Genomic DNA, 20,319 nt, shown 5'->3' with positions numbered 1-20,319 from the left:
GTTCTCGCCCTTTCCTTACCAGGGGAAGGGCGATTACTGCTCGGCGTCGGCAAGCTTTCGCAAATAGTCGTTACGCACAATCTCCAGCGCCGCCAGCACTGTCTGCGGCGCAATGTCATGATTCTCCAGCAGCATAATCAAATCGACCGCGAGCTTAACCTCATCAGGGGCTTGTTCCAGCGACATCGTTTCTCTCCTCGTCGTTGATTCAGCGCGTAATGCGCTCAAGCGCGCGCTCGGTGCGGGCGATAGCCGTGCGACAGCGCGTAAGGCGCTCGTCAAGCGCGGTGATTTCACGCGCCAGTTGCGGGTCATGGCGTTCAGCATAGCGTTGCTCGCGCTCGTTTTTCATTGCCAGCAGGCGACGTTCATATTCCTGATACTCCGCAAGCCGCGCGTGTAGCCGACCGCCGGGCAAATGCGCGTTCTCATGACGACGCAGCGTGGCGGTAGCCGCCTCGCGCTGTAACGCCTCGATTTGGGCCGCGAGCCGTTCGGCAAGCCACGCCACGCGCGTCGCGTCACCCTGATTCACCGCCGCTTCCAGGTGCGTGAGGCTCTCTTCGGCTTCCGTCAGATAATCACCGAGCCGTGCGCCGCGGCATGCAAACAGTTGTCTGTCGAAGCGCGGTGAAAAGTGACGCTGCAAGGCGAGCGGCCCGATAAGCGTATGCAGCGCGGCGACACGGGTCTTCAGCGATTGTAATAATAGGGGCGTTCTCATTTTACTCCGGGCGTCTGGCCATGCGGGCTGTGCTACAGTACATCACCTGCTTTCGCGAGTACGATTATGCAAAGGACTATTTTACTCATCCTGGGGTGGCTGGCGGTAGTGCTGGCGACGCTCGGCGTGGTGCTGCCGCTGCTTCCGACGACGCCGTTTCTGCTGCTGGCGGCCTGGTGTTTTGCGCGCTCATCGCCGCGTTTTCATCACTGGCTGCTCTACCGCTCGTGGTTTGGCGGTTATCTGCGCCACTGGCAGCAGCACCGCGCAATGCCGCCCGGCGCGAAACCGCGCGCGATGCTTTTTATTCTCGCCACGTTCGCTATCTCACTGTGGCTGGTGAAGATTTTCTGGGTGCGTATTCTGCTGTTGGTCATCCTTTCCGGGCTGTTGATTTTCATGTGGCGCATCCCGGTGGTTGATGAAAAACAACAAAACGGGTAAAGCCTGCCCGCAGTGGTTGCATTTACCGCGCGCAGCCAGTAAATTCGAGCGTTTTCGAGTACAGGGGCCGTTGATTAAAGGGTGAGCAAATTCGCCTTTCAGTCGTGTCCGGCAACCTGTGAGTAATACCGTTTTTATCAGGCATACATCCATGACCGCAACTGCGCAGCAGCTTGAATATCTTAAAAATAGCATCAAAAGCATTCAGGATTACCCGAAGCCGGGCATTCTCTTTCGCGACGTCACCAGCCTGCTGGAAGACCCTAAAGCCTACGCGCTGAGCATCGAACTGTTAGTGGAGCGCTATAAAAACGCGGGCATCACGAAGGTGGTGGGTACCGAAGCGCGTGGTTTCCTGTTCGGCGCGCCGGTCGCGCTGGCGCTGGGCGTGGGTTTTGTCCCGGTGCGCAAACCGCGTAAGCTGCCGCGTGAAACGATCGCAGAAAGCTATGAGCTGGAGTACGGCACCGATCAGCTGGAGATCCACGTTGACGCGATCAAGCCTGGCGACAAAGTGCTGGTGGTCGACGATCTGCTGGCGACCGGCGGCACCATTGAAGCCACCGTGAAGCTTATCCGTCGTCTGGGCGGTGAAGTGACCGACGCGGCGTTTATCATTAATCTGTTCGACATCGGCGGCGAAGAACGCCTCAACAAGCAGGGCATTACCTGCTACAGCCTCGTGCCGTTCCCGGGCCACTGATCTTCCTTCCCGGCAGCCTCGCCCATCGGGTGGGGCTGTGTTAGCATTACCCCTTCAGAATCCACCACTCAAGCGTTTCAGAGCCTGCCCATGAGTTATCAGGTCTTAGCCCGAAAATGGCGCCCACAAACCTTTGCTGACGTCGTCGGCCAGGAGCACGTGCTCACCGCCCTGGCGAACGGTTTATCGCTGGGCCGAATTCACCACGCCTATCTGTTTTCCGGTACGCGCGGCGTCGGCAAGACTTCTATCGCCCGTCTTCTGGCGAAGGGGCTGAACTGTGAAACCGGCATCACCGCCACGCCGTGCGGCGTGTGCGACAACTGCCGTGAAATCGAGCAGGGGCGTTTTGTCGATCTGATTGAAATCGACGCCGCCTCGCGCACCAAAGTGGAAGATACCCGCGACCTGCTGGATAACGTCCAGTACGCGCCCGCCCGTGGCCGCTTTAAAGTTTATCTGATTGATGAAGTGCACATGCTCTCGCGCCACAGCTTCAACGCGCTGTTGAAAACGCTGGAAGAGCCGCCTGCGCATGTGAAATTTCTGCTTGCGACTACCGATCCGCAAAAGCTGCCGGTGACTATCCTCTCCCGCTGTCTGCAGTTCCATCTGCGGGCGCTGGATCCGGATCAAATCCGCCAGCAGCTTGAACATGTGCTAACGCAGGAAGGCATCGCGCATGAGCCGCGCGCGCTGCAACTACTGGCCCGCGCCGCCGATGGCAGCCTGCGCGACGCGCTGAGCCTCACCGATCAGGCCATCGCCAGCGGCGACGGGCAAGTGACCGCCCAGGCGGTAGGCGCGATGCTCGGCACGCTGGATGACGATCAGGCGTTAAGCCTCATTGAAGCGCTGGTCGCCGCCGACGGCGAGCGCGTCATGCAGCAGATTAACGACGCTGCCGCGCGCGGCGTCGAATGGGAAGCGCTGCTGGTTGAAATGCTCGGCCTGTTGCACCGCGTCGCGATGGTGCAGCTCTCGCCGTCCGCGCTCGGCGCGGATATGGCCCCGCTGGAGCCGCGCCTGCGCGAACTGGCGCGCGTCGTGCCGCCGGGTGATATTCAGCTCTACTACCAGACGCTGCTTATCGGGCGTAAAGAGCTGCCGTGGGCGCCGGAGCGCCGGATGGGCGTGGAAATGACCATGCTGCGCGCGCTGGCGTTCCACCCGCGCGCGCCGCTGCCGGAACCCGAGCGCGAGGTACAGCCTGCCGCCGTACTGCCGGTGGTGAACGCGCCTGAAGCGCCGGCAATGCCTGCCTCTCAGCCCGCTTATCAGACCCAGGCGCAGCAGCCCGTTTCGCCAGCCGTTTCTCAACCGCAGCCAGGCGCGCAGACGCCGCTGCCCGACACGACCAGCCAGCTTCTACAGGCGCGCAGTCAGTTGCAGCGCGCGCAGGGAGCGGCCAAAACAAAAAAGAATGAACCGGCAGCGCCAGCCACAGCGCGGCCGGTGAATAACAGCGCGCTGGAGCGGCTGGCGTCCGTGACCGAGCGCGTGCAGTCCCGGCCCGCGGCGGTCAAAGAGGACGCCCCGGCCAAAAAAGAGGCGTATCGCTGGAAAGCGAAAAATATTGTGCCGCAGGCGCAGCAGGCCCCTGTCGCCACGCCGCGGGCGCTAAAAAAAGCGCTGGAGCATGAAAAGACGCCGGAGCTTGCCGCCAAACTCGCCGAAGAGGCGATTGCCCGTGACGAATGGGCCGCTGAGGTCAGCCGCCTGCAGGTGCCGAAGCTGGTGGAGCAGGTGGCGCTGAATGCCTGGAAAGAGCAGGACGGGCAGACGGTTCGCCTGCATCTGCGCCCGTCGCAGCGTCATCTTAACTCGGCGTCGGCGCAGAAAACGCTCGCTGACGCGCTGGGCGTTTTGTACGGCGCGCCGGTTGAACTGACTATCATTGAAGATGATAATCTGGCGCACCGGACGCCGCTGGAGTGGCGGCAGGCGATTTACGAAGAGAAACTCGCCCAGGCGAGAGAAGCGATTATCGCGGATACCAATATTCAGACGCTGCGTCGTTTCTTCGATGCGGATCTGGATGAAGAGAGTATTCGCCCCCTTTGACAGGCAGTGCCGCTGCCTGTTGTAACCCTTGGCCTCGCTGTCGGCACTGCCGTCAGCGACCTGAAGCAAAAGAGAGAAGCTTATGTTTGGTGGTAAAGGCGGTCTGGGCAACCTGATGAAACAGGCCCAGCAGATGCAGGAAAAAATGCAGAAGATGCAGGAAGAAATCGCTCAGCTGGAAGTGACGGGCGAATCTGGCGCTGGCCTCGTTAAAGTGACCATCAACGGCGCGCACAACTGCCGTCGCGTGGAAATCGATCCGAGCCTGCTCGAAGACGATAAAGAAATGCTGGAAGATCTGGTTGCCGCCGCGTTCAACGACGCCGCGCGCCGCATCGAAGAGACGCAGAAAGAGAAAATGGCGTCTGTCTCTTCTGGCATGCAGCTGCCGCCAGGCTTCAAAATGCCGTTCTGATGTCCCCCCGGACGGCAGGCTCCGCCTGTCGTCCCGCTTTTCCCCCTCTAAATCCCATCTATATCATTGATTCTGGCCGGAACGCCGGTTCTGAAGACGCCAGTAAAACTCTCTTTAAGTATTCGTTAATTGTATGAATTCCCCATGATTATTACTATGCGTGAATATTATTCCCCTCCTGAATTTATATGGTTCAGAGAGGTGTAATAATAATGGCCGGTTTTATCACGGCTTTTCAGATCGGGAAATACCGCCATTCAACAATGAGAGTAAAAAGGAGTTAATTCTCGATTTAGTAATGCGAATGGAATTAATAAAGTCACAGGAATGCTTTGTTAATTTATCTAAAGGAATAAATCAAATCATGATGCAATTAACGAAAGGCGGTTGCGGTGTTATTGCCGTGCTTGCAGCGCTGTGTGCTTCTGAAGCGGCGCTCGCCAATAGCCAAACCATTACATTCAACGGAAAAGTGCTTGATGCCGCCTGTACGGTAACAGTAGGCGACGGCAGTTCTACTGTTGAATTAGGTGAAACCGTTAAATCGGATCTGGTAAATAAAGGTGATACGGGTGCGCCTAAACTTTTTACCATCACCCTTTCTTCCTGCCCGGCAGGCAGTCCTGCGAAAGCCAATATTAAATTTAACGGCGAAACCGATGGCGATGACAGTTATTTCAAAAACATCGCCACGACCGATGCCGCGACAAATGTTGGCGTGCTTTTGAAACAGTATGGCACCGACACGGTATATGTAAATGACGGCAATACGGATATTACGTTACCGGCGGAAGGCGGCGACGTCACTGTGGATTATACCGCGCAACTGGTGGCGACCGGCACCGGCGTCACGAAAGGAAATGTGGTTAGCACATTAACGTACAGCATCAGTTACCAGTAATCAAAGGAGGGGCAACCCTCCTTCTATCCGGAGTTTTCTATGAAACCGTTAGCAATCGCGCTGCTTTGCGCACTTTCTGTCAGCGCCGCACAGGCGAGTGTTGTCGTCGGCGGCACGCGTGTCATCTTCGATGGTCAACAAAAAGCGGCGACATTATCCGTACAGAATAAAGACAAAATCGCCAACCTGGTGCAGTCCTGGATATCGCCTGTCTCGGCAGATTCCGCAGCAAAAGACACGATGATTATTACGCCGCCGCTGTTTCGTCTGAACGCCGGTGAAAAAGCCTCTGTGCGTATTGTTCGCTCCGGAAAAACGTTGCCTGACGATCGCGAGTCTATGTTCTGGCTGAATGTCAAAGGGATTCCGGCAATGGAGGGAATACCTGCCAAAAATGAAGTGCAAATTGCCATTAACTCGCGCATTAAATTAATTTACCGCCCGGCTAGCCTGTGTGGCAATGTGCCCGAATCCGTCGCCGATAAATTAACGTGGAGCGCTGACGGTAATGCAGTAAAAGTAAATAACCCCACGCCGTATTATATGAATTTCTCCACCGTCACGGTGAATAATACACCGGTGAAGAGTGCCACGTTTGTCGCGCCTTTTTCCAGCGCCGATTTTTCACTGCCCAAAGCGCAAAGTCATGGTGAGGTAAAATGGCAGATAATTAACGATTTTGGCATGCGTGGAAACGAACACACCGCCAGGTATTAATTTTTGCATTTATGACCGGGCATCGCGTAATGACATCATTAACGAAAATACGGCCAGTGATTACCCTCGGGATAATCTGCGCAGCGTTTTCTGCAATGCGAGTAGCCCGGGCAAATGAATATTTTAATCCGCATCTGCTGGAGACCAGCGAAACGTCAGCCTCAGCGCTTGATCTGAATTTATTCAGCGAGGAGCAAACTCCGGCGGGGGATTACAACGTCGATATTTATATCAACGGTGAATTAGTCGATGCCGGTACTTTTACTTTCCGTTATGTCGACACGGCGGAGAATAAACGCCTGCTGTTGCCGTGCCTGACGCTGGAACAGCTCCGCCAATGGAATATCAAGGTTGAAAATTATCCGGATCTGACAAAACAGGGCGAGACCTGCGCTAACCTGCTGGCTATCCAGGGCGTGTCCGCCCGGTTAATGCTCAATCAGCAACGTTTTGAACTCTCCATTGCGCAACTGGCGATGACGCATCGCGCGCGCGGTTATGTGCCCGAAGAAAAATGGGATGACGGCATCACCGCCGGGCTTTTGAATTACAGTTTTTCCGGGCAGACCACCACGTCGCGCGTGAACGATGCCGTGCGTCACAGTCAGTTCGTCAGCCTCCAGCCGGGGTTTAACTTCGGGGCCTGGCGACTGCGTAACTACTCAACGCTTAACATCAACGATGGAAAACATCAGTGGCATTCGGTCTACAGTCACGTCTCCCGTGATATTCGCCCGCTGAAAAGCCGGCTGATGATAGGTGAAGGAAATACTGACGCCAAAGTCTTCGACAGTGTCGCGTACACCGGCGTGTCGCTGGCGTCCGATAATGACATGCTGCCGGACAGTCAGCAGGGCTTCGCGCCTGTGGTACGCGGTATTGCCCGCAGCGACGCAGAAGTGACGGTTTATCAGAACGGCAACAGCATTTACAAAACCTCTGTGCCGCCGGGGCCGTTAGAAATCGATGATATCTACCCGACCGGTAGCGCGGGTAACCTGAACGTGACGGTGAAAGAGTCAGACGGCAGCGAGCAGAATTTTGTCGTACCTTTTGCGTCGCTGGCGGTGTTACAGCGCGAGCATCAGTTAACGTATTCGCTGGTTGCCGGCACGACCCGCAACGATGGCGATGCAAAAAACGCGCTGGATTTTATCCAGTCTGACGCGGCCTGGGGGCTATCCAACGCGCTCACGTTCTACGGGGGTATCACTCAGGCGCAGGATATCTACTCCAGCTATGCGCTGGGGATTGGCGCGAATCTCGGGAATTTCGGCGCGCTGTCGGTAGATGTGACACAGGCCAAAGCGCAACTCGCCGATCGATTAACCCCCGGCAATATGAAAAGCAGTACCGGGCAGGCCTGGCGTATGCGCTATAGCAAAACGTTGCAGGAAACCGGCACGGATATTTCCGTCGCCAGTTATCGCTACGCGACGCGCGGTTTTTACTCTTTTCAGGATCTGATTAACGCCCGCGACACCGCTGAAGAGATCGATAACACCGATCATGCGCAGCACCGCTTTGACGTCACGTTATCGAAAAGTACCAAAGTGGGCTCGCTTTCGTTGTCGCTGATGAAAGAGCGCTACTGGAACCAGTCGCAAATGACCTCCATGAACCTGGGATATGGCAATAACTGGGGGCAGATTACTTATTTTATTAGCTATGCCCGGAACATGAACGTTACCGGCAGCGATGACACTAAGCGAACCAACGATAGCCTTATTGCGTTGACTGTCAATGTGCCCTTCAGTGCGTTCGACCATAAGGGAGAACTCGCCTCCGCCTCAATGAACTACGCCATGAACAGCAGCGCGCACGGCGCCACAATGCACAGCCTTGGCATGAGCGGTTCGGCGCTTGCCGGCAATAGCCTCAACTGGCAGGTGCAGGAAGGCTATAACGCCACCAATAAGAAAACGAACGGCAACGTCAGCCTTAACTATCAGAATTCATGGGGCGAAATGTCCGGCGGCTACGGTTATGACAATTTTACCAGCCGCTATAACTATGCGCTGCGGGGCGGAATGGTCGCGCACGCCGATGGCCTGACGTTCTCCCGAACGCTAAATGAGAGTGTCGCGATCGTCACGGCACCTGGCGCGAAGGATATTCCGGTCAATGGACAGAACAATGTCCACACCGATGCTCACGGCAACGCCGTCGTGCCTTATGTTCGCCCATATCACGAGAATGCGATTTCGCTCGATGACAGCGGGCTTGCGCAGGAAAGCGATACCGACATTGAAAATATCACCAAAAAAGTGGTGCCGACGCGCGGTGCCGTGGTGAAAGCGCGCTACCAGACCTTTGCCGGGCTGAAAGCGATGCTGACGCTCACCTTTCATGGCAAACCCGTGCCTTTCGGTGCGCTGGTCACAACATCGGATAACCCGGACCCGACAGCGCACAGCGATATCGTCGGCGAGGACGGGCAGGTTTATCTGGCCGGGCTGAGCCCGAAAGGGCAGTTGCAGGTCAGGTGGGGGGCGGAGAGCGCGCAGCAGTGTCGGGTTGACTATACGCTGCAACCGGCTTCAACCGCTGGCGGGATTATTTTTCAGCAGGCGGCGTGTGAGTAAGCACCGCCTCTTTCACGGGAGTGAACAAATGATGAAGTCGTGGTTGCGCGGCGTTTTTTCTGGCCGCTGGCGTCGAATGGCGTTAGCGCTGCTTATCAGCAACGCACTGATTCCCGTATCGGGGCTGGCGGCAGGCAGTCAGGATACGATTAACTTTTCCGTCACCGGCACGATTATTCGGCCTTCCTGCAACATCGAAGCGCCGAGCGTGGTGAAGCTTGGCACGTTCAACCGACAGGATTTGTCTATCGCCGGTGCGAATAGCGCCAGCATTCCTGTGCTCGTTAAGTTAACCGGCTGTACGGCTGGCCTGAGCGAAGCGACGGCACAGTTCAGCGGTCAGCCTTATGACAATGGTGCGATGGGAACTGCGATTTACGCTAATCAGGCGGAAAATGGCGCGGGCGATCTTGGGCTGCAATTAATTAATTTCGACGGCAAACCGCTGGTGAATCTCGCCAACGGTGTCAGTTACAGCGTGCCCATTAAGGCCGATACCCATAGCGGCATGTTAAGCCTCATTGCCCGCATGTACTCGCCGCTGGGGAAACCCACCGCCGGGGATTTCAGCAGTTCCGTCACGATTAATTTTATTTACCCGTAACCTTCACTGAATAACGCTTAAGAGTTTGATATGCGCTGGCCTGTTTTGATGTTCATGCTTTTTTTCTCGCTTCTTTCTACCACGACCCACGCCGCGTGCCAGCGTGACCGCAGTGACGATATTTCCGTCTCGTCGGTGCATTTGCCGGAGCATATCGTGGTGGAAAGCGGCTCTTATGCGCAAGATACGGTGTTATATGACTCCGGTTATATTGCGGGTAGCGATGATAAAGTGACGATACATAACTGTAACATGGGCTATTTTGTTGGCTTTATCTATCTGAATGCGCCGCAAACGGGCGACTCGCTGGGCGGGCATATTTACCCCACCAACCTGGACGGCGTTGGGGTGCGCGTATTTACCCTCAACCAGGCCGGGCCGTATGACGATGAAACCACTATTGATAACGACTGGCGCAATGGCGACGGCAGCCTGTTTGGCAGCAGCCATACGCTAAATGGCTCCGCGTACCGTTTACAGCTGGTGGCAACGGGCGGGAAAATCAGCAGCGGCCGCCTGATTTTGCCATCCCCGCTGGCGCGCGTGGATTTCCGCGAGCGCGAAAATATCAGTTCGAACGGCGATATCGCCTCGCAGCTTGATGTCTCTTCCTCTGCGGTGGATGTAAAGGCGATGGGATGCACCGCAGACACGGCCTCGCTGAATTTTGTGATGGGTGATATCGACGCGGCAGCGTTTGATAACAACTCACAGGTGGGCGAGGCGCAAAAAACGGTCACGCTCTCGTGCGAACCGGGCACCAACGTCACGCTGGAAGTCCAGGCGCCTCAGGCCAGCGGCGACACGGCGAATAATACGGTTATCGCGCTCTCGGATACCGGCGCGTCAGACGTGGCGACCGGCGTCGGCGTTCAGTTGAATCTGAAACTCGCGTCTGGCGGCTACGACAGCGGGAAAGCGGGTCTCCCCATCGGCACGCCGATCCCGCTGCTCACGTCTCAGCGCACCTATGATGCGGAACGGCGCTACAGCTATTTTACCGATCCGGCGAATCCCGGCGGCGCAGGCGCATCGGAAACGCTGCTCTTTACAGCCAACTACTACAAAACCGGCGCTGAGGTCACGCCTGGCAAAGCCAACGCGGCCGGAACGCTTACGCTATCCTATAACTAAGCAGGTTTAGGGTGCGTGCATAAAGGCGCAAGTGGTAATCTACACGCTTTGTTTTTGGTTAAGGAATTTCACTGATGCAGACCAGTCCTCTGCTGACTCAACTGATGGAAGCGTTGCGCTGCCTGCCGGGCGTGGGCCCGAAATCGGCGCAGCGCATGGCGTTTACGCTGCTGCAACGCGATCGCAGCGGCGGGATGCGGCTTGCTCAGGCGCTGACCCGCGCCATGTCGGAGATAGGCCACTGCGCCGACTGCCGCACCTTCACCGAGCAGGAAAAATGTAATATCTGCACCAATCCGCGCCGTCAGGAAAACGGACAGATTTGCGTAGTGGAAAGCCCGGCGGATATCCACGCCATCGAGCAGACCGGCCAGTTCTCGGGCCGCTATTTCGTACTGATGGGCCATCTTTCGCCGCTCGACGGTATCGGCCCGGACGATATCGGGCTTGATCGCCTGGAGCAGCGCCTCGCCGCCGAGCCGTTAAAAGAGATTATTCTCGCGACCAACCCGACGGTGGAAGGCGAGGCGACCGCCAATTACATCGCCGAGCTCTGCGCCCAGTATGGCGTTGACGCAAGCCGTATCGCGCACGGCGTGCCGGTGGGCGGCGAGCTCGAAATGGTCGACGGCACCACGCTTTCGCACTCGCTTGCCGGGCGGCATAAAATGACGTTTTAAGCGTCAAACGATTCTACTTCCGAAAGCCGCATTGTGCGGCTTTTAACCAGTCAGCGTTCCCCGCTTTGCCTGCCGCTTGAAAAATTTCTCCGCTATCCCCATCTCTGCCTCAACCGTTTTTGTTCACTGTGGCCTGTTTTGTTGAGGTATCACCATTATGAAAGGACAAGAGACCCGTGGTTTTCAGTCAGAGGTCAAACAGCTTCTGCACCTGATGATCCATTCTCTCTATTCAAATAAAGAGATTTTCCTGCGTGAGCTTATCTCCAACGCCTCGGATGCCGCGGACAAACTGCGCTTCCGTGCGCTTTCCAGCCCCGATCTCTATGAAGGCGACGGCGATCTGCGCGTGCGCGTGTCGTTTGATAAAGACAAACGCACCCTGACCATCGCCGATAACGGCATCGGGATGACCCGCGACGAAGTCATCGACCATCTCGGTACCATCGCGAAATCGGGCACCAAAGCATTTCTTGAATCGATGGGCTCTGACCAGGCGAAAGACAGCCAGCTTATCGGCCAGTTCGGCGTGGGCTTCTACTCGGCGTTTATCGTCGCCGATAAAGTGACTGTGCGCACCCGCGCGGCAGGCGTCAGCGCCGATGAAGCGGTGTTCTGGGAATCAGAAGGCGAAGGCGAATATACCGTTGCGGATATCAGCAAAGCGGATCGCGGCACCGAAATCACGCTGCACCTGCGCGAAGGCGAAGATGAGTTCCTAAACGACTGGCGCGTGCGCTCGATTATCAGCAAATACTCCGACCATATCGCGCTGCCGGTTGAGATTGAAACCCGCGAGGAGAAAGACGGCGAAACCATCGTCTCCTGGGAGAAAATCAACAAGGCACAGGCGCTGTGGACCCGCAGTAAAGGCGAAGTCAGCGACGACGAATATAAAGAGTTTTATAAACACATCGCGCACGACTTCACCGATCCGCTGACCTGGAGCCACAACCGCGTGGAAGGGAAGCAGGAATACACCAGCCTGCTGTACATCCCGTCCCAGGCGCCGTGGGATATGTGGAACCGCGATCATAAACACGGTCTGAAACTCTACGTGCAGCGCGTGTTTATCATGGACGACGCCGAACAGTTCATGCCGAACTACCTGCGCTTTGTGCGCGGCCTGATTGACTCCAACGATCTGCCGCTCAACGTATCGCGCGAGATTCTTCAGGACAGCTCCATTACCCGCAACCTGCGCAGCGCGCTGACCAAACGCGTGTTGCAGATGCTGGATAAACTCGCCAAAGATGACGCTGAAAAATACCAGACCTTCTGGAAACAGTTCGGCCTGGTGCTGAAAGAAGGCCCGGCGGAGGACAGCGCTAACCAGGAAGCGATCGCTAAACTGCTGCGTTTCGCCTCCACGCATACCGATTCCGCCGCGCAGACCGTGTCGCTTGCAGATTATGTCTCCCGTATGAAAGAAGGGCAGGAGAAGATCTACTACATCACCGCCGACAGCTACGCGGCCGCGAAGAGCAGCCCGCATCTGGAGCTGCTGCGTAAGAAAGGCATCGAAGTGCTGCTGCTTTCCGATCGCATCGACGAATGGATGATGAGCTATCTCACCGAGTTTGACGGTAAAGCGTTCCAGTCTGTGGCGAAAGCCGACGAATCGCTGGAGAAACTGGCGGATGAAGTCGACGAAAGCGCCAAAGAAGCGGAAAAAGCGCTGGAGCCGTTTGTTGAGCGTGTGAAAACTCTGCTCGGCGATCGCGTGAAAGAGGTGCGTCTGACGCATCGTCTGACCGACACGCCAGCGATTGTCACCACCGACAACGACGAAATGAGTACGCAAATGGCGAAGCTTTTCGCCGCGGCGGGCCAGGCGGTGCCGGAAGTGAAATACATTTTTGAGCTGAACCCGGATCATCAGCTGGTGAAACGCACCGCCGATACTCAGGACGAGGCGCAGTTTAAAGAGTGGGTGGAGCTGCTGCTCGATCAGGCGCTGTTCGCCGAGCGCGGAACGCTGGAAGATCCTAACCAGTTTATCCGTCGTATGAACCAGCTGCTGGTCTCCTGATCGCGCGTCAGGGGCGTTTTGTTAAGGTGGGTGCGCTAACGCTTACCCACCCTACAATGAGGGCGTTGTAATAACGTAGGGCGGGTAAGCGAAGCGCACCCGCCAGCGCAACGCTCTTTACCGTCGCAAACGCCCACACCCATTACATCACTGGTAAAAAGGCGGACACCTCGCGTGCCCGCCTTTTTTATACCGCATACGCCATTTTCTGCCCGTCACGCCCCGGTGAAACCATTCACCCTCCGCCGCGTTTGTTGTCGGCATAGCGCCTTTAATGGTATGGTTTTCGCTTCAATCACGTAGTGAAAATGCAAACGTATGGAGAATTACGCAATGCGTATTATTCTGCTCGGCGCTCCGGGCGCAGGAAAGGGGACTCAGGCACAATTCATCATGGAGAAATACGGCATTCCGCAAATCTCCACCGGTGACATGCTGCGCGCGGCAGTGAAATCTGGCTCTGAGCTGGGTAAACAGGCGAAAGACATTATGGACGCCGGCAAGCTGGTTACCGACGAGCTGGTGATTGCGCTGGTCAAAGAGCGTATCGCCCAGGAAGATTGCCGCAACGGTTTCCTGCTGGACGGTTTCCCGCGCACCATTCCTCAGGCGGACGCCATGAAGGAAGCGGGCATCAACGTTGACTACGTGCTGGAATTCGACGTGCCGGATGAACTGATTGTTGACCGTATCGTTGGCCGCCGCGTTCACGCGCCGTCTGGTCGCGTTTACCACATCAAATTCAATCCGCCGAAAGTGGAAGGCAAAGACGACGTGACCGGCGAAGCGCTGACCACTCGTAAAGACGATCAGGAAGAAACCGTGCGTAAGCGTCTGGTGGAATACCATGAGATGACCGAGCCGCTGATCGGCTACTACCGCAAAGAAGCGGAAGCGGGCAACACCCGTTACGCCAAAGTCGACGGCACCAAAGCCGTTGGCGACGTGCGCGCCGAACTGGAAAAAATCCTCGGTTAAGCCGAAGAGATATGACCAACGCCGGGCTCTGCCCGGCGTTTTGCTATCTGCGCCTCACATCCTTGCCGCCTGCGCCTTAAATTTTCCTGCCTGAGGGCGTATAACGTTTGCGGATCAACACACAGGAAACCCGCATGTTCAGACAGACTCCGCTCCTGGATGAGTCCACCGCCCGGCTGATTGTCCGGCGCGCCATGAGCATCATCGACTACCCGGTTAACGTCATGGACAGCCACGGCGTCATCATCGCCTCCGGCGATCCGCAGCGCCTGATGGAGCGTCACGAAGGGGCGCTGCTGGCGCTCGCCGAGAGCCGCGTCGTGGAGATAGACGCCGCCACCGCGCGTCATCTGAAGGGCGTGCGCCCTGGCATCAATCTGCCGTTCTGTTTTCGCCAGCGCCAGATTGGCGTTATCGGTATTTCCGGCGAGCCTTCGCAGGTGCGCGCCTGTGGCGAACTGGTAAAAATGGCGGCCGAGCTGATGGTCGAGCAGGCGGCGTTGCTTGAGCAAAACCAGTGGGAGAAGCGTTATCGTGAAGAACTCACGCTACAACTGCTGGCAGGCGGCGGCGACACAGAGGCGCGTGAATCAATGGCCGCGTGGCTTGGCGTTGCGCTCTCGGTGCCGCGTATCGCGTGGATAATCGAACTGCGCGACGGCAACCCGCAACAGATGCGCGAACTGCTCGCAGAGCTTGAGCGCGAGGCGCGCGACGCGATGTTCGCCATGACCGGCTTTAGCGAAATGGTCATGCTGCGCCCGGCGAGCATGGAAAACGGCCAGTGGAGCCCGCAGCAGGAACGTCACCAGGCGCAGCATCTGCATGCGCTCTGGCAGGGGCGGTTTAACGTGCGGTTGATCCTGGGCGGCTTTTACCCCGGCGACGCGGGGCCGTCCCGTTCGCTGCGCGCGGCGCGGGCCACGCAGTCGATGGCGCGCCGTCTTAAGCTTCGCCACAAAACCCTGGTTTATGATGAAAATCCGCTGGCGGCGTTGCTTTGCGATCTCGGTGACGACTGGCGCGCCGAAGAGCTGGGCGCGCCCTGGCGCAGGCTGGCGGAACACGATGATAAAGGCGTATTGCGCCAGACGCTGCGCCACTATTTTTCCCGAAACTGTGAGCAGGCGCAGACGGCGAGCGCGCTGCATATCCACGTTAATACGCTACGCTACCGACTACAGCGTATCGAGGCCATCACCGGCCTTAAAATCAACCAGTTATCTGACTGCCTCCAGCTTTATGTCGGGATGCTGACGCAACCATAATTTGTAGAAACCCACAAACGCAGGCGGGCGGCAGCACGCTTTCTTTGTGGGTTTCGCTCAGGCTTTCCCCGCGGCGCGACGCTATGTTGTCCAGACCCTTACCTCAAAGAGAAAACAATAATGACAACGGTATCCACTCTCGGCGCGCTGACGGCGCTGGTCGTCGCGATTGTATTAATTCTGCGTAAAGTGCCACCGGCTTACGGCATGCTGGCGGGCGCGCTGGCAGGCGGCCTGGTCGGCGGCGCGGATCTCGTCCATACGGTCAGCCTGATGATTGAAGGCGCGCAGGGCATCACCAATGCGGTGATGCGCATTCTGGCGGCGGGCGTGCTGGCGGGCGTGCTGATTGAGTCCGGCGCGGCGCACACCATCGCGGAAACCATCGTGCGCAAGGTCGGCGAGAAGCGCAGCCTGCTGGCGCTCGCCATCGCGACGCTTATCCTGACGGCGGTCGGCGTGTTTATCGATGTGGCGGTGATCACCGTCGCGCCCATCGCCCTCTCTATCGCTCAGCGCGCGGGCATCTCGCGTATCGCTATCCTGCTTGCCATGATTGGCGGCGGCAAAGCGGGTAACGTGATGTCGCCAAACCCGAATACCATCGCCGCGGCGGATAACTTCCATGTGCCGCTCACCTCCGTAATGCTCGCGGGCGTCATTCCGGGGCTGTTTGGTCTGGCGATGGCCTGTTTTCTGGCGAACCGCTTAAGCAACAAAGGCAGCCGGGTCACCGAGCAAGAGCTACCGGTACAGGATACCGGCCCGCGTCCGGGTTTCGCCGCGGCCATCAGCGCGCCGCTGGTAGCGATTCTGTTGTTGTCGTTGCGCCCGATCGCGGGCATCGCCGTTGACCCGTTAATCGCGCTTCCGGCCGGCGGGCTTGCGGGCGCGCTGCTGATGGGGCGGCTGCGCCAGTGCAATACGTTTATGGTCTCAGGGTTAAGCCGCATGGCGCCGGTCGCCATTATGCTGCTCGGCACCGGGGCGCTGGCGGGCATCATCGCCAATTCGGGGCTTAAAGATGTGCTTATCGACACGCTGACCCACACCGGGCTGCCCGCGTGGCTGCTGGCACCGCTCTCCGGCACGCTTATGTCGATGGCAACGGCCTCCACCACCGCAGGCACCGCCGTGGCGTCCGCCGTCTTCAGCCACACGCTGCTGGAGCTTGGCGTCAGCGGCATTGCCGGGGCGGCGATGATCCACGCGGGCGCGACGGTGCTCGATCACCTGCCGCACGGCAGCTTTTTCCACGCGACCGGCGGCAGCGTCGGGATGACCGTGCATGAACGACTTAAACTCTTACCGTATGAAACGCTGGTGGGCTTCACCATTGCCACCATTTCAGCGCTGATGTTCGGCGTACTGGGTGTTGCTGCTTAAGGAATAAACTATGACAACCCTGAAAAAAATCGTTATCGCACCGGATTCATTTAAGGAAAGCCTGAGCGCAATGGATGTCGCCAGGGCTATCGAAGCGGGCTTTCGTGAAATCTACCCGCAGGCGCACTACGTCTGCGTGCCGATGGCGGACGGCGGCGAAGGCACCGTCGAGGCGATGGTCGCCGCGACCGGCGGGCAGATCATCACCACGCCGGTGACCGCGCCGCTCGGCAACAAAGTCGACAGTTTTTTCGGCCTGCTGGGCGACGGTGAAACGGCGGTGGTGGAAATGGCGGCGGCTTCCGGTCTGCATCTGGTGCCAACCGCGCAGCGCGATCCGCGCATCACCACGAGTTACGGCACCGGCGAGCTTATCCTCGCGGCGCTGGAGCGGGGCGTGAAGGCGATTATCATCGGCATCGGCGGCAGCGCCACCAACGATGGCGGCGCGGGCATGATGCAGGCGCTGGGCGCGCGGTTTCTCGATGGCGAAGGGCGTGAGCTGGCACCCGGCGGTGCGGCGCTGGCCAGGCTGGAACGGCTTGATCTCTCGGCACTCGACCCGCGCCTCGCGCAGGTCAGCGTGACCGCCGCCTGCGACGTCGATAACCCGCTGTGCGGTGAGAAGGGCGCGTCGGCGGTGTTTGGGCCGCAAAAAGGTGCCACGCCTGCCATGGTGACAGAGCTGGACGCCGCGCTCAGGCGCTTCGGCGAACAGCTCGAAGCCGCGACGGGCAAAGCGATTATCAGCGCGCCGGGGGCGGGCGCGGCGGGCGGCATGGGGGCCGCGCTGCTCGGCATGCTCAACGCAGAGCTGCGTCCCGGCATTGAGATTGTTATTGAATCCCTCGGGCTTGCGCAGGCGGTACGCGACGCGGATCTGGTGATTACCGGTGAAGGGCGGCTCGACAGCCAGAGCATTCACGGTAAAACGCCGATCGGGGTGGCGCGCGTGGCGAAACAGTTTCAGCGTCCGGTGGTGGCGATTGCGGGTAGCCTGACGCCCGATTATCAGATAGTGCATGAGCACGGCATCGACGCCGCGTTTTCGGTGATTGACCGCATCGTCACGCTTCAGGAGGCGCTGGATGACGCTGAACGCAATCTGCGCGTCACCGCCCGCAACGTGGCGGCGCTCTGGCATCTGGCCGAAAACCGGCGCTAACGCCTTTTGCTGTTATCGGTTCCGATAAATAACTTTTACGTTACAATGATTTTCATTCGCAGCGGTGCGGCAGGTCTCCTGAGGCGCACCGTTCGCGCCGGATATCAATGAGGAACCGTGATGCAGTCAGTAAAAAGCGGCGTTTTATTAGTCAATCTCGGCACCCCGCAGGCGCCAACGCCAGCTGCCGTTAAGCGTTATTTAAAACAGTTTTTGAGCGACCGGCGCGTCGTGGATGTGCCGCGCGTTATCTGGTGGCCGCTGCTGCGCGGCGTCATTCTGCCGCTGCGTTCGCCGCGCGTGGCGAAACTCTATAAGTCCATCTGGATGGAAGAGGGCTCGCCGCTGATGGTTTACAGCCGTCGCCAGGAGAAGGCGCTGAGCGCGGCGCTTGGCGATGTGCCGGTGGCGCTCGGTATGAGCTACGGCCAGCCGTCGCTCGACAGCGCCGTGCAGAAGCTGCTCGACCAGCATGTCGATCACATCATCGTGCTCGCTCTCTATCCGCAATACTCCTGCTCCACCGTGGCGGCGGTATGGGACGAGCTGGCGCGCATTACCGCCCGCTACCGTAAGCTGCCGTCCATGACCCTTATTCGCGATTACGCCTGCGAACCGGCTTACATCAGCGCGCTGGCGCAGTCAGTACAGCGCTCGTTTGAAAAACATGGCGAGCCGGATCTGCTGCTGCTCTCTTACCACGGCATTCCGCAGCGTTACGCCGATGAAGGCGACGATTATCCGCAGCGCTGCCGCGACACCACGCGCGAGCTGGTGTCGGCGCTTGGCATCGCGCCGGAAAAAGTGATGATGACCTTTCAGTCGCGCTTTGGCCGCGAGCCGTGGCTGACGCCGTACACCGACGAAACCATGAAGATGCTGGGCGAGAAAGGCGTGAAGCATATTCAGGTGATGTGTCCGGGCTTCTCCTCGGATTGCCTGGAGACGCTCGAAGAGATCGCCGAGCAGAACCGCGAGATTTTTATCGAGGCGGGCGGTGAAAAGTACGAATACATTCCGGCACTTAATGATGAGCCTGCGCATATCGCGATGATGAAGGAGCTGGTCGACCGTTACCGTTAATCGCGCGCGGGGCGGGGAGTGTGCTACCATTCCCCGCCTGATTAGCTACCCGCACGCAATACCATGAAATTTCCCGGCAAACGTAAGTCCAAACACTATTTTCCCGTCAGCGACCGCGATCCGCTCCTGCAACAAATTCAACCTGAATCCGATGTCAGCGCCTCTTGGGTGGTGGGTATCGACCAGACGCTGGTGGATATCGAAGCCCGCGTGGATGACGCCTTTATCGAACGCTACGGGCTGAGTCTCGGCCATTCGCTGGTGATTGAAGACGATGTCGCCGAAGCGCTGTATCAGGAGCTGGTGCGTGAAAATCTCATCACCCATCAGTTTGCCGGTGGCACCATTGGTAACACGATGCACAACTACTCCGTACTGGCGGACGACCGCTCGGTGCTGCTGGGCGTCATGTGTAATAACGTGCAGATTGGCAGCTACGCCTACCGTTATCTCTGTAACACCTCAAGCCGTACCGATCTGAACTATCTCCAGGGCGTCGACGGCGCGATTGGCCGCTGCTTCACGCTGATAAGCGAGCAGGGCGAGCGCACCTTCGCCATCAGCCCAGGCCAGATGAACCAGCTGCGCCCTGAGAGCATCCCGGAAGAGGTGATTGCCGGCGCGTCGGCGCTGGTGCTGACCTCCTATCTGGTGCGCTGCAAACCCGGCGAGCCGATGCCGGAGGCCACCATGACCGCCATTCGTTACGCCAAAAAGCATAACGTGCCGGTGGTGCTGACGCTCGGCACCAAATATGTGATTGCCGATAACCCGCAGTGGTGGCGCGATTTCCTGAAAGAGCACGTGTCGATTCTCGCAATGAACGAAGAAGAGGGCGAGGCGCTGACGGGCGAAAGCGATCCGCTGCTGGCGTCTGATAAGGCGCTCGACTGGGTGGATCTGGTGCTTTGCACCGCCGGGCCGGTCGGGCTCTATATGGCGGGCTTTACCGAAGAGGAAGGCAAGCGCAAAACCCAGCATCCGCTGCTGCCGGGCGCGATCGCCGAGTTCAACCAGTATGAATTCAGCCGCGCGATGCGCTTTAAAGATTGTGAAAAGCCGCTGCGTATTTTCTCCCATATCGCCCCGTACATGGGCGGGCCGGAGAAGATAATGAACACCAACGGTGCCGGCGACGGCGCGCTGGCGGCGCTGCTGCATGATATTACCGCCAATAATTATCACCGTACCAACGTGCCAAACTCCAGCAAGCATAAATACGCCTGGCTGACCTATTCGTCGCTGGCCCAGGTATGTAAATACGCGAACCGCGTGAGTTATCAGGTGCTGAACCAGCATTCGCCGCGTCTGACGCGCGGTCTGCCGGAACGCGAAGATAGCCTCGAAGAGGCGTACTGGGAGCGTTAACCGTTAACGTTATGGCGGGTGCGCATTCGCTTACCCGCCCTACGGTTAAACGGCCTGTTTTTTGTAGG

19 protein-coding genes and 1 other annotated feature are annotated in these 20,319 nt (G+C 58.1%); of the genes, 17 read left to right on the top strand and 2 right to left on the bottom strand.

Annotated features, from left to right (window positions below):
* Positions 1-33: 33 nt before the first annotated feature.
* Together rsmS and priC are read right to left on the bottom strand one after the other, a co-directional pair.
* Complete coding sequence (rsmS, locus tag CSK29544_RS23435; protein ID WP_004386905.1) at positions 34-186, bottom strand: pleiotropic regulatory protein RsmS; 153 nt, start codon at positions 184-186, stop codon at positions 34-36.
* Between the two features lie 22 nt (positions 187-208).
* Positions 209-724: a primosomal replication protein PriC gene (gene priC / locus CSK29544_RS20110; protein ID WP_004386904.1), complete on the bottom strand. Its 516-nt coding sequence runs from the start codon at positions 722-724 to the stop codon at positions 209-211.
* 66 nt (positions 725-790) lie between these two features.
* Between priC and CSK29544_RS20105 the strand changes: the two genes are divergently transcribed.
* The 17 genes from CSK29544_RS20105 to CSK29544_RS20025 all read left to right on the top strand — a co-directional run bounded on the left by CSK29544_RS20105 (position 791) and on the right by CSK29544_RS20025 (position 20,251).
* Entirely contained in the window at positions 791-1,168 is a 378-nt protein-coding gene (locus tag CSK29544_RS20105; RefSeq protein WP_007891928.1) for a DUF454 family protein, read from the top strand.
* Positions 1,169-1,319: 151 nt separating this feature from the next.
* Positions 1,320-1,871 carry an adenine phosphoribosyltransferase gene (apt, locus tag CSK29544_RS20100; RefSeq protein ID WP_004386902.1) on the top strand — a complete coding sequence of 184 codons (552 nt, stop codon included), beginning with the start codon at positions 1,320-1,322 and terminating at the stop codon, positions 1,869-1,871.
* Positions 1,872-1,961: 90 nt separating this feature from the next.
* Positions 1,962-3,935, top strand: coding sequence for a DNA polymerase III subunit gamma/tau (gene dnaX / locus CSK29544_RS20095; RefSeq protein WP_029039160.1), 1,974 nt, complete (start codon positions 1,962-1,964; stop codon positions 3,933-3,935).
* Positions 3,268-3,332: a sequence feature (DnaX frameshifting element), on the top strand. Its footprint overlaps the gene before it by 65 nt.
* Positions 3,936-4,017: 82 nt before the next feature.
* On the top strand, positions 4,018-4,350 hold the full coding sequence (locus CSK29544_RS20090) for a YbaB/EbfC family nucleoid-associated protein (protein ID WP_004386900.1): 333 nt from the start codon (positions 4,018-4,020) through the stop codon (positions 4,348-4,350).
* Positions 4,351-4,510: 160 nt separating this feature from the next.
* On the top strand, positions 4,511-5,251 hold the full coding sequence (locus tag CSK29544_RS20085) for a fimbrial protein SthA (RefSeq protein WP_234004285.1): 741 nt from the start codon (positions 4,511-4,513) through the stop codon (positions 5,249-5,251).
* A gap of 39 nt (positions 5,252-5,290) precedes the next feature.
* Positions 5,291-5,968 carry a fimbrial assembly chaperone gene (locus CSK29544_RS20080; protein ID WP_007891930.1) on the top strand — a complete coding sequence of 226 codons (678 nt, stop codon included), beginning with the start codon at positions 5,291-5,293 and terminating at the stop codon, positions 5,966-5,968.
* Positions 5,969-6,063: 95 nt separating this feature from the next.
* Positions 6,064-8,553 carry a fimbria/pilus outer membrane usher protein gene (locus CSK29544_RS20075; protein ID WP_029039161.1) on the top strand — a complete coding sequence of 830 codons (2,490 nt, stop codon included), beginning with the start codon at positions 6,064-6,066 and terminating at the stop codon, positions 8,551-8,553.
* Between the two features lie 28 nt (positions 8,554-8,581).
* Positions 8,582-9,157 (top strand): fimbrial protein SthD, encoded by a 576-nt coding sequence (locus CSK29544_RS20070; RefSeq protein ID WP_029039162.1) that lies wholly within the window; start codon positions 8,582-8,584, stop codon positions 9,155-9,157.
* A gap of 48 nt (positions 9,158-9,205) precedes the next feature.
* Complete coding sequence (locus CSK29544_RS20065) at positions 9,206-10,291, top strand: type 1 fimbrial protein (RefSeq protein WP_007891933.1); 1,086 nt, start codon at positions 9,206-9,208, stop codon at positions 10,289-10,291.
* A gap of 74 nt (positions 10,292-10,365) precedes the next feature.
* The gene (gene recR, locus CSK29544_RS20060; RefSeq protein WP_004386895.1) at positions 10,366-10,971 is read left to right on the top strand and encodes a recombination mediator RecR; all 606 of its coding nucleotides are present in this window, start codon (positions 10,366-10,368) and stop codon (positions 10,969-10,971) included.
* A gap of 157 nt (positions 10,972-11,128) precedes the next feature.
* Positions 11,129-13,003 (top strand): molecular chaperone HtpG, encoded by a 1,875-nt coding sequence (gene htpG, locus CSK29544_RS20055; RefSeq protein ID WP_029039164.1) that lies wholly within the window; start codon positions 11,129-11,131, stop codon positions 13,001-13,003.
* A gap of 333 nt (positions 13,004-13,336) precedes the next feature.
* Complete coding sequence (gene adk / locus CSK29544_RS20050) at positions 13,337-13,981, top strand: adenylate kinase (protein ID WP_007891936.1); 645 nt, start codon at positions 13,337-13,339, stop codon at positions 13,979-13,981.
* Between the two features lie 134 nt (positions 13,982-14,115).
* On the top strand, positions 14,116-15,249 hold the full coding sequence (locus CSK29544_RS20045; RefSeq protein ID WP_007891937.1) for a sugar diacid recognition domain-containing protein: 1,134 nt from the start codon (positions 14,116-14,118) through the stop codon (positions 15,247-15,249).
* Positions 15,250-15,369: 120 nt separating this feature from the next.
* Positions 15,370-16,635, top strand: coding sequence for a GntP family permease (locus CSK29544_RS20040; protein WP_004385034.1), 1,266 nt, complete (start codon positions 15,370-15,372; stop codon positions 16,633-16,635).
* A 10-nt stretch (positions 16,636-16,645) separates the two neighbouring features.
* A complete protein-coding gene (locus CSK29544_RS20035) occupies positions 16,646-17,800 on the top strand; it encodes a glycerate kinase (protein ID WP_007891938.1) in 1,155 nt (384 codons plus the stop codon).
* A 120-nt stretch (positions 17,801-17,920) separates the two neighbouring features.
* A complete protein-coding gene (gene hemH / locus CSK29544_RS20030) occupies positions 17,921-18,883 on the top strand; it encodes a ferrochelatase (RefSeq protein WP_029039165.1) in 963 nt (320 codons plus the stop codon).
* A 63-nt stretch (positions 18,884-18,946) separates the two neighbouring features.
* Positions 18,947-20,251 (top strand): inosine/guanosine kinase, encoded by a 1,305-nt coding sequence (locus tag CSK29544_RS20025; RefSeq protein ID WP_004387930.1) that lies wholly within the window; start codon positions 18,947-18,949, stop codon positions 20,249-20,251.
* Positions 20,252-20,319: the final 68 nt, after the last annotated feature.

This window comes from Cronobacter sakazakii (genome assembly GCF_000982825.1).
Taxonomy (GTDB): domain Bacteria; phylum Pseudomonadota; class Gammaproteobacteria; order Enterobacterales; family Enterobacteriaceae; genus Cronobacter; species Cronobacter sakazakii.
The sequence above is the reverse complement of the archived record's forward strand: the minus strand, read 5'-3'. Positions and strand labels throughout refer to the sequence as shown.